Origin of the sequence: Streptomyces sp. SID14478, from assembly GCF_010548525.1 — a bacterium.
Lineage (GTDB): Bacteria > Actinomycetota > Actinomycetes > Streptomycetales > Streptomycetaceae > Streptomyces.
Genome location: NZ_JAAGMG010001429.1, coordinates 1 through 9,704, shown reverse-complemented (window position 1 = coordinate 9,704; position 9,704 = coordinate 1). Strand labels below are relative to the sequence as shown.

The 9,704-nt window shown below is 72.2% G+C and carries 7 protein-coding genes and 1 pseudogene; all 8 read left to right on the top strand.

The window, feature by feature from the left end:
* Nucleotides 1–1,536, top strand: a 1,536-nt coding sequence (locus G3I40_RS45045; RefSeq protein ID WP_164560562.1) for a Gfo/Idh/MocA family oxidoreductase, incomplete at its 5' end; no start/stop codon positions are given.
* On the top strand, nt 1,533–3,497 hold the full coding sequence (locus G3I40_RS45040; RefSeq protein WP_164560561.1) for an alginate lyase family protein: 1,965 nt from the start codon (nt 1,533–1,535) through the stop codon (nt 3,495–3,497). The genes G3I40_RS45045 and G3I40_RS45040, both read left to right, overlap by 4 nt.
* Entirely contained in the window at nt 3,494–5,050 is a 1,557-nt protein-coding gene (locus G3I40_RS45035; protein ID WP_164560560.1) for a right-handed parallel beta-helix repeat-containing protein, read from the top strand. Before G3I40_RS45040 ends, G3I40_RS45035 begins: the two co-directional genes overlap by 4 nt.
* A 1-nt stretch (nt 5,051) precedes the next feature.
* On the top strand, nt 5,052–6,326 hold the full coding sequence (locus G3I40_RS45030; RefSeq protein ID WP_239092323.1) for an O-antigen ligase domain-containing protein: 1,275 nt from the start codon (nt 5,052–5,054) through the stop codon (nt 6,324–6,326).
* A 7-nt stretch (nt 6,327–6,333) separates the two neighbouring features.
* Complete coding sequence (locus G3I40_RS45025; RefSeq protein WP_164560559.1) at nt 6,334–7,557, top strand: glycosyltransferase; 1,224 nt, start codon at nt 6,334–6,336, stop codon at nt 7,555–7,557.
* A complete protein-coding gene (locus tag G3I40_RS45020) occupies nt 7,554–8,789 on the top strand; it encodes a class I SAM-dependent methyltransferase (protein WP_164560558.1) in 1,236 nt (411 codons plus the stop codon). Before G3I40_RS45025 ends, G3I40_RS45020 begins: the two co-directional genes overlap by 4 nt.
* Nucleotides 8,786–9,580 (top strand): glucose-1-phosphate cytidylyltransferase, encoded by a 795-nt coding sequence (locus G3I40_RS45015; protein ID WP_164560557.1) that lies wholly within the window; start codon nt 8,786–8,788, stop codon nt 9,578–9,580. The genes G3I40_RS45020 and G3I40_RS45015 overlap by 4 nt, the downstream gene beginning before the upstream one ends.
* Nucleotides 9,577–9,704 (top strand): annotated as a pseudogene (locus tag G3I40_RS45010) (PIG-L family deacetylase); the annotation flags it as partial. The gene G3I40_RS45015 and the pseudogene G3I40_RS45010, both read left to right, overlap by 4 nt.

The window sequence follows — 9,704 nt, the reverse complement described above, 5'->3', positions numbered from 1 at the left end:
GTGTCCTGCGGCGATCCCGCGTCGGCGGCCGTGGAGGCCGCCGTCGCCGAACTCACCGGCGGCCACGGCGCGGACCAGGTGTTCCTGGCCGCGGGCGGCGGCAGCAACCAGCCCGTCGAGCTGGCCGCACGGCTCTGCCGGGACCGCGGCCGGGTCGTCGACATCGGCAAGTGCCGTCTGGACCTGCCGTGGAACGCCTACTACGAGAAGGAGCTCGACGTCCGGTTCTCCCGTTCGTACGGGCCCGGGCGCTACGACCCCGAGTACGAGCTCGAGGGGCGGGACTACCCGATCGGCTACGTGCGCTGGACCGAGCGCCGCAACCTTGCGTGCTTCCTCGATCTCCTCGCCCGCGGCAGCGTCGACGTGGAGCCCCTGATCTCCCACATCGCCGACTTCGACGACGCCGTCGAGACGTACCAGCGGCTGAAGGACGGCGACCTCAAGGCCGTGGCCGTGCTGTTCCGGTACCCCGAACAGGCGCAGGAACAAAGGGAGTCGGCGGCCCCCGAGATGAAGGTGCCCGTCGTCGAGGCACAACGGGCCCCCGTCCGGACGGCCGGAACGCCCGTGCGCCTCGCGTTCGTCGGCGCGGGGAACTACGCGACGTCGATGCTGCTGCCGCACCTGACGGGGCGCGAGGGCGTCGAGCTGTCGACGGTCGTGACCACCACGGCGCTGTCCGCGGCCAACGCCCAGCGGAAGTTCGGCTTCGCCGAGGCGACCACCGACCTCGACGCCGTGCTCGGCGACTCCTCCATCGACGCGGTGTTCGTCGTCACCCGGCACAGCTCGCACGCCGAACTGACCCGCAGGGCGCTGCTGGCCGGCAAGACCGTGTTCGTGGAGAAGCCGCTGGCCCTCACCGAGGACGAGCTCGCCGGCGTGCTCGCGGCGGTCGAGGAGTCCGGCAACGACCGGCTGCAGGTCGGCTTCAACCGCCGCTTCGCGCCGCTGCTGGGGGAGGCCAAGGAGCGGTTCGGGGCCCGGACCGGTCCGGCGAGCCTGCGCTACCTGGTCAACGCGGGCCGGCTGGGGCACGGCAGTTGGTACCTCCAACAGGCCACCGAGGGATCGCGGTTCGCGGGCGAGGGCGGGCACTTCCTCGACACGGCGAGCTGGCTGCTCGGGGCCGACCCGGTCTCGGTGTACGCGGTCGCCACGTCAGGCAACGAGGACCTGCAGGTCGTCCTCGGCTACCCGGACGGCTCCACCGCCACCATCAGCTACGTCACCACCGGCGCGCCCGGGTTCCCCAAGGAGACGCTGGACCTCGTCGCGGACGGCAAGGTGCTGCGGCTCGACGACTTCGTCCGCGCCTCCGTGTACGGAACCAAGCGGTGGGTCAGCTCGCGGCTGCCCAAGGCCCGGGACAAGGGCCAGAACGCCGAACTGGCCGCGTTCGTCAGGGCCGTGCGGACCGGCGGGCCGATGCCCGTGCCGCTGGAGTCGCTGGTCGCCACGACGTCGGCCACCCTCGCCGTCCGGGCGAGCCTGTCGGGTGGCGCGCCCGTGACGCTGACGAGGTCGCGATGACCATGAGCGCGGGCTGGTACCTGCGCCGGCTGTCCCGGATGCGGCCGGGAGAGGTGGGCGGCCGGGCGGGCGACGCGGTGCGCAGACGCCGGTGGCGCTCCGCACGACCCGTCTGCCCCGCCGTGACGGACGCCCGGTTCACGGCGGTGCTGCCCGCCGGGGCGATCGCCGCCGTGCCGCCGGACGCGGCGAAACGTCTCGTCGCCGAGGCGGACCGGCTGATGTACGGGCACGTCGAGTACTTCGGCGTGGTCCGCGACGACCTGACGGACCCGGACTGGTGGTACGACCCGAAGACGGGGCGCCGGGCCCCGTTCGGCTACGCCTTCGGCGTGCCCTACCGGGACGAGGAAGCCGTCGGGGACATCAAGCAGATCTGGGAGCTGTCCCGGCACCAGTACCTCACCGTGCTCGCCGCCGCCTACGCGGTGACCGGCGACGACCGGTACGCCGAGCGGGTGGCCGAGCACCTGCGGTCGTGGTGGGCGGCCAACCCGCCGTTGCGCGGCGTGCACTGGATCAGCGGCATCGAACTGGGCATCCGGCTGCTGTCCTGGGTGTGGATCCGCCGGCTGCTCGACGGCTGGCCGGGCGCGGCCGCCCTGTTCGAGGACAACACGGTGGCGGTGCAGCAGATCTGGCACCACCAGCGCTGGCTGGCCGCGTTCCCGAGCCGCGGGTCCTCGGCGAACAACCACGTCATCGCCGAGGCCGCCGGGCAGTTCGCCGCGGCCTGTGCGTTCGGCTGGTACCCCACGTCGGCGCGCTGGCGGGCCGACGCGCTGCGCTCGCTGGAGCGGCACCTGCGCGCCAACACCTTCCCCTCCGGCCTCAACCGCGAGCTGGCCACCGAGTACCACGGGCTGGTCCTGGAACTCGGCCTGGCCGCGGTGGCGGAGGCCGACGCCGCCGGCGTGCCGGTCCCCGCGTCGGTCCGGCTGGTGCTGCTGCGGATGACCGACGCGCTCGCGGCCGTCGTCGACAACCGATTGCGGCCGCCGCGCCAGGGCGACGCGGACGACGGGCACGGCCTCGTCGTGGACGGCGCGGGAACCGACCGCTGGGCCTCGCTCCTGGCCACCGGGGACGCCGTGTTCGGGCGGCTCGCCTGGTGGCCGCAGGTGCCCGGCGCCGATGTGCGCACGCCGTTGCTGGCCGCGCTCATCAAGCCCACCGCACCGTCCGTGTCCCGCCCGGCGCGCAGGCCCGCCCACTTCGCCGACGCGGGCATGACGATCCTGCGCGGGCCGCAGGAGATCTGGTGCCGCTGCGACGGCGGCCCGCACGGCTTCCTGTCCATCGCGGCGCACGCCCACGCGGACGCCCTGTCCGTGGAGGTCCGGCACGACGGGGTCGACGTGCTCGCCGACCCGGGGACGTACTGCTACCACGGGCAGCCCGCGTGGCGGCAGTACTTCCGCTCGACCCTCGGCCACAACACCCTGCGCCTGGATGGCACCGACCAGTCCGTCTCCGGGGGCCCGTTCCTGTGGACCCGGCACGCCCGCAGCCGGGTCCTGGCCGCCGATCCGTCCGACACCGGCACGGCCACCTGGTGCGCCGAGCACGACGGTTACCAGGGCTCCGTGCACCGACGCCGGGTCGAACTGAGCGCGGCCGACCAGGAGGTGAAGGTGGTCGACGAGGTGCGCGGTCCGCGCCGGGCCGTGCAGCTGACGTTCCACCTCGGGCCGGCCATCGCCGCGGACCTGGTCGGGAACCGGGCCTCGCTCACCTGGATCCGGGACGGCGAGGGGCGCGCCGCGGTGCTCGACCTGCCCGCGGAGCTGGAGTGGCGGGCACACCGCGGGGAGAGCGACCCGCCGCTGGGCTGGTACTCCGCGGGCTTCGGACGCAAGGAGCCGTCGACCACGCTGGTCGGGATGGGATTCGCCGACGGCGCCGCGCAGTCGGGGACGTTCACCACGGTGCTCGGATTCCGCGGCCAGGAGGGCGCGTGAGAACGAGAAGGCGGTACTGGACCTGGGCGGCGGCACCGCTGGTGCTGGCCCTGCTGTCGGCGACCGGCTGTGACAGCACGCCGGACGCCGACAACGCGCCGGACGCCAGGAGCGCGCCGAGCGTGCGGCCCGGGCCGACCGCGGCGTCGGCCCCGCCCACCGGCCGGCTGTGCGACAAGCCCGAAGCAGGTCCGGCGAAGGCGCCGGCGGGCGCGGTGACGGTCGACCCCGCGAAGGTCGGGGACATCGCGGCGAAGACCAAGAGCAGCCCCCCGCACACCACGTTCTGGCTGCGACCGGGCACGCACCGGCTCGATCCGGACCGCTTCGCCCAGGTCATCCCCAAGGAAGGGGACCGCTACATCGGCGCGCCCGGCGCCGTGCTCGACGGCCGCAAGAAGAACCAGTACGCGTTCGGCGGCGACGCCCGCAACGTCACCCTCAGCCACCTGACCGTGCAGGGTTTCGTGGCGCCGCGCGACGAGGGCGTGGTCAACCACGACTCCGCCGACGGGTGGGTGATCGAGCACGCGACGATCCAGCGCAACTCCGGCGCCGGACTGATGGCCGGGGCCCGTCAGCAGGTCCGCGCCAACTGCCTGCGCGACAACGGCCAGTACGGCATGAACGCGTACAAGGCCAAGGACGGCATCACCGGCCTGGTCGTCAAGGGCAACGAGATCGTGGGCAACAACACCGGTGACTGGGAGCGGCGCCAGGAGGGCTGCGGCTGCACGGGCGGCATCAAGTTCTGGGCCGTCAACGGCGCCGACATCAGCGGCAATTGGGTCCACGACAACCGCGGAACCGGGCTGTGGGCCGACACCAACAACAACGACTTCCGCATCGAGAACAACGTCATCGAGGACAACGACGGCGCCGCGCTGATCTACGAGACCAGCTACAACGCGGTCATCCGCAAGAACACGATCCGGCACAACAACTGGGTCGAGGGCCGCAGGGAGGCCGCGGCCGGCGACGACTTCCCGTACGCGACCGTCTACCTGTCCGAGTCCGGCGGCGAGCCCCGTGTCCGGGCCCGTACCGACAAGATCGACGTCTACGGGAACGTCCTGCAGGACAACTGGTCCGGGATCACCCTGTGGGAGAACGCCGACCGGTTCTGCAACAGTCCCGCCAACACCTCGTCCGGTGACTGCACGTTGCTGGTGAAGGACACCCACCGCTGCAAGAAGCCGGGGATCGGCACCGCGCCCCTGTTCGCCGACTGCCGGTGGAAGACGCAGCGAGTAGACATCCACGACAACCGCTTCGTGCTGGACAAGTCCGTCGTCAAGTGCACGACGAAATGCGACCGCATGGCCGTCCTCGCCAACTACGGCACCTACCCGGACTGGTCGCCCTACAAGGGCGAGGGGGTGGCCGAGGCGATCACCGGGAAGCAGCACAACCGCTGGCACGACAACGTCTACGTCGGACCGTGGAAGTTCGTCGCCCAGGACCAGAGCAAGGTGCTCGGCTTCGGGCAGTGGCAGGGCGCGGAGTACCGGCAGGACGCGCACAGCACCCTCGCGCCGCGGGCCGGTGATTGAGATGGCCCTGGACCTGCGCCGCGAGGTGGCCCCGCGCACACCGGACACGGCGGCCCCGGCCGGCCCGCCCCGGCTCGTCGGGACCGTCTGGGGACTGCTGATCCTCAACACGCTCGGCTCGGCAGGGGCGGTGACCATCGTGCCGCTGCCCCGCTCCCTCATCCAGATGGTCACGATGGGCGCCCTGGTCGCCGCGTTCGCGCTGGCGCTCGCGGTCAACCTCCGGCTGCGCATCCGCTCCAGCGCCTTCGTGCTGCTGCTCACCCTGCTGCTGGTGCCGAGCCTGATCTCCAGCGTGGATCTGGAATCGGGATTCGGCGCACTGTTCCGCTGCGGCCGCCTGGCGCTGTTCATCGCCACGCTGTGGCTGCTCAGCCGCTGGTGGGACGGCAGCCTCACGTTCGTGCGGCACCACATCCGGATGTACTTCGTGGTGCTGGGCTCGGTGGCCGTCGGCCTGGTCGTGTCCCCGGGCACGGCCCTGCCCGGGCTCTACGGGGGCCGCCTCGTCGGCGCGCTGTGGCCGCTCACCCCACCGCAGATCGGACAGTACGCGGCGGTGATCATCGGGCTGACCGTGCTGCTCGTCCTCGGACGCAGGACCGACCGGGTCAGCGCGGCGCTGGTGATCGTGCCGTCACTGGTCCTGCTGGCGCTGACCCATACCCGTACCGCCACGCTCGGCATGCTCATCGGGCTGGTGCTGGCGATCGGCTCCCTTCTGCTGACCAGCGCCGCCGCCCGCCGGTTCTTCAGCTGGACGGTGGTGGTCGTCGCGGTGGCCGCGGTGGGGTTCAGCGGAGCGCTGCAGGCATGGTTCCTGCGCGGGCAGACCCAGGAGAACTTCTCCAACCTCACCGGCCGGGCCAAGGTCTGGGACGCCCTGCTCGCGGCGCCCCGGACGACCACGGAGCAGCTGTTCGGCATGGGCCTGGGCGACAAGTCGTTCGGCGGACTGCCCATCGACAACAGCTGGCTGGCCGTCTACCAGGAGCAGGGCCTGATCGGCGTCACCCTGGTGGCGACGCTCCTCCTCGTCCTCGGCGGCGTCGCGCTGCTGCGGCCCCCGTCGCTGCAGCGGGCCTGCGCGATCTTCCTGATCAGCTACTGCGCGATCGCGTCCTACACGGAGGCCGGGCTCGGCGACGCCTCGCCGTACCTGCTGCATCTGGCCCTGGCCGCCGCCCTGTTGGCGACACCCGCCACGGCCCCGGTGCTGCCGGCACCCCCCGTCCCCCGACGACGTGTCCCGCGCTGGGCCCAGGACCGGAGGTGAACCGCGCATGCACATCCTCGTAGTGCACAACCGCTACTCCTCGGCGCAGCCGAGCGGGGAGAACAAGGTCGTCGACCAGGAGGTGGAGCTGCTGCGCGCGGCAGGTCACCGCGTCGAGACCTTCGAGCGGCGCAGCGACGACATCGCCGACCGCTCGCTCCTGGGCAAGGCCGCGGTGCCGCTGCTCGTGCCGTGGAACCCGGGGGCCCGCGCGGAGCTCACCGCCCGGCTGCGCACCGGGCGACCGGACGTGGTGCACGTCCACAACGTCTTCCCGCTCCTGTCGCCCGCGGTCCTCGCCGCGTGCGCCGACGTCGGCGTGCCCGCCGTGGCGACGCTGCACAACTACACCCAGGTCTGCCCGCCCGGCACGCTGCAGCGCGACGGCCGGCCGTGCACCGAGTGCGTCGGGTCGACGCCGCTGCCCGCCGTCCGGCACGGCTGCTACCGCGGCTCCCGCCTGGCGACGGTGCCGCTCGCGGTCAGCCTGTCCGTCAACCGGCGGCGCTGGTGGTCCGGCGTGGAGCGGTTCCTGTGCATCTCCGCGGCGCAGCGCGACGTCCTCGTAGGGGCCGGGATGCCCGCCGAACGCCTCGCGGTGAAGCACAACTTCGTGCCCGACCCGCAGACGCGCCGGACCGGGGACGGCGAGCACCTGCTCTACCTGGGCCGGCTCGCCGAGGCCAAGGGCGTGCGGCTGCTCATGGCCGCGTGGGACGAGGTCGCGGCGGGCGGCGGCGTGGGAGTGCCGCTCGTGATCGCCGGCACGGGGCCGCTGGAGCGCGAGGTGACCGCCTGGGCGCAGGGCAGGGACGACGTGCGCTACGTCGGCCTGTACGACACCGCGGAATGCCAGAAGGCGCTCGCGCGGTCGGTCGCCGTGGTGGCTCCCTCCACCTGGCTGGAGGCGTTCGGCCTCGTGGTCGTGGAGGCGATGGCCGCCGGGGTCCCGACCGTCGCCGCCGGTCACGGCGCCTTCGTCGAACTCGTCGAGGACGGGGTGAGCGGACTGCTGCACCGGCCCGGTGACCGCGCCTCGCTCGCGTCCTGCCTGCGCCGGATCGCGACCGGGCAGGACCGCAACCGGGAGATGGGGCGGGCTGCCCGGCGCCGCTACGAACAGGGCTTCAGCCCGGCCGTCGGCCTGGAGCGCCTGGAGGAGGAGTACCGCACCGCGCTCGCGGGTCGGTCGCAATCAATGGGGGACGAAACAATGGGGGGCAGCAAATGACACGATGCCGACTCTGCGGTTCGACGGCGCTGGCGAGCGTCGTCGACCTGGGAGCGACACCGCCGTGCGAGAGCTTTCTCGCCGCGGACCGGCTGGACGAGGCGGAACCGGCGTACCCGCTGCACCTGCGGGTCTGCACCGCGTGCTGGCTCGCGCAGATCCCGCCGCTGATCACGCCGGAGGAGACGTTCAAGGAGTACGCGTACTTCTCCTCCTTCTCGACGTCCTGGGTCGAGCACGCGCGGACGTTCGTCTCCGGCGCCGTGCAGCGGGTGGGCCTCGGATCCGACGCCTTCGTCGTCGAAGTGGCCAGCAACGACGGGTACTTGCTCAAACACGTGGTGGACCGGGGGATCCGCTGCCTGGGCATCGAGCCGTCGGTGAACGTCGGCGCCGCGGCCCGCGACGCGGGCGTGCCCACGCTCAGCGAGTTCCTGTCCCCGGACACCGGCGCGGCCGTCCGCGCCGAGCACGGCCCGGCCGACCTCGTCGTCGCCAACAACGTGTACGCGCACATCCCCGACGTGGTCGGCTTCACCCAGGGGCTGCGCGCACTGGTCGCCGACGACGGCTGGGTCTCCATCGAGGTGCAGCACCTGCTGACCCTCATCGAGGAGAACCAGTACGACACGATCTACCACGAGCACTTCCAGTACTACACGGTCGCCTCCGCGATCCGGGCCCTCGCCAGCGGCGGACTCGCCCTCGTGGACGTCGAGTTGCTGCCCACGCACGGTGGCTCCATCCGGCTGTGGGCCCGGCCGGCCGAGGCGGCCGGCGAGCCGACGCGGGCGGTGGCCGACGTCCTGGCCCGGGAGAAGGCCGCCGGGCTGCAGGAGCTGTCCGGATACACCGAGTTCTCCGCCCGCGTGGCCAAGGTGCGCCGGGACCTGCTCCGGTTCCTCATCGAGGCGGCCGAGCGCGGGGAGACGGTCGTCGGCTACGGCGCCCCCGGCAAGGGCAACACCCTGCTCAACCACTGCGGCATCCGGCCCGACCTGCTCGCGTACACGGTGGACCGCAACCCGTACAAGCACGGCAGGTTCACGCCGGGCACCCGCATCCCGATCCTGGCGCCCGAACAGATCGCCGCCGACAGGCCGGACTACGTCCTCGTCCTGCCGTGGAACCTGCGGGACGAGCTCGTCGAGCAGCTCTCCTTCGTCCACGACTGGGGCGGCCGCCTCGTCTTCCCCATCCCGGAACTCAGCATTGTCGAGGTGCAGTCATGAAGGTCGTCCTGTTCTGCGGCGGGTACGGGATGCGGATGCGCAACGGCACCGACGACGACGTGCCCAAGCCGATGGCAATGGTCGGTCCGCGGCCCCTGATCTGGCACGTCATGCGCTACTACGCGCACTTCGGGCACAAGGAGTTCATCCTGTGCCTCGGCTACGGCGCCCACCACATCAAGAACTTCTTCCTCAACTACGAGGAGACGACGTCCAACGACTTCGTGCTGAGAGGCGGGCGGACCGAGCTGCTGTCCACCGACATAGCCGACTGGACGATCACGTTCGCGCAGACCGGCATCGAGTCGCCGATCGGGGAGCGGCTGCGCCGGGTGCGCCACCACCTGGACGGCGACGAGATGTTCCTCGCCAACTACGCCGACGTCCTCACCGACGCGCCGCTGCCCGAGATGATCGAGAAGTTCTCCCTGCGCGACGCCGGCGCGTCGATGATGGTGGTGCCGCCCCAATCCTCCTTCCACTGCGTGGAGTTGGGGGAGGACGGCCTGGTGGGCGGCATCACCGCGGTGAGCGAACTGCCGCTGTGGGAGAACGGCGGCTACTTCGTGCTCCGCCAGGAGGTCTTCGACCACATCCCGGAGAACGGGGACCTGGTCGCCGACGGATGCGGCCAACTGGCCAAGCAAGGACGGCTGGTGGCGCACCAGCACCGCGGCTTCTGGAAGCCGACGGACACCGTCAAGGAGCGGGCCGCGCTCGACGCGGGCTACGCCCGCGGCGACCGCCCGTGGGCCGTGTGGGAGCAGGACCGCGCCGGAGCCCGGGCGTGATCCGGCTCGGGGCCGGCCCCCTGGACCGGATCGTCGCGGTCGGCGCGCACTGCGACGACATCGCCATCGGCGCCGGCGGCACGCTGCTGACGCTGTGTCACGCCCGCCCGGGACTGCGCGTCGA

Excerpts from the sequence above, each read along its gene's own strand:
- G3I40_RS45040 (WP_164560561.1), top strand. The coding sequence starts at position 1,533 with ATGACCATGAGCGCGGGCTGGTACCTGCGCCGGCTGTCCCGGATGCGG.
- G3I40_RS45030 (WP_239092323.1), top strand. The coding sequence starts at position 5,052 with ATGGCCCTGGACCTGCGCCGCGAGGTGGCCCCGCGCACACCGGACACG.
- G3I40_RS45025 (WP_164560559.1), top strand. The coding sequence starts at position 6,334 with ATGCACATCCTCGTAGTGCACAACCGCTACTCCTCGGCGCAGCCGAGC.
- G3I40_RS45020 (WP_164560558.1), top strand. The coding sequence starts at position 7,554 with ATGACACGATGCCGACTCTGCGGTTCGACGGCGCTGGCGAGCGTCGTC.
- G3I40_RS45015 (WP_164560557.1), top strand. The coding sequence starts at position 8,786 with ATGAAGGTCGTCCTGTTCTGCGGCGGGTACGGGATGCGGATGCGCAAC.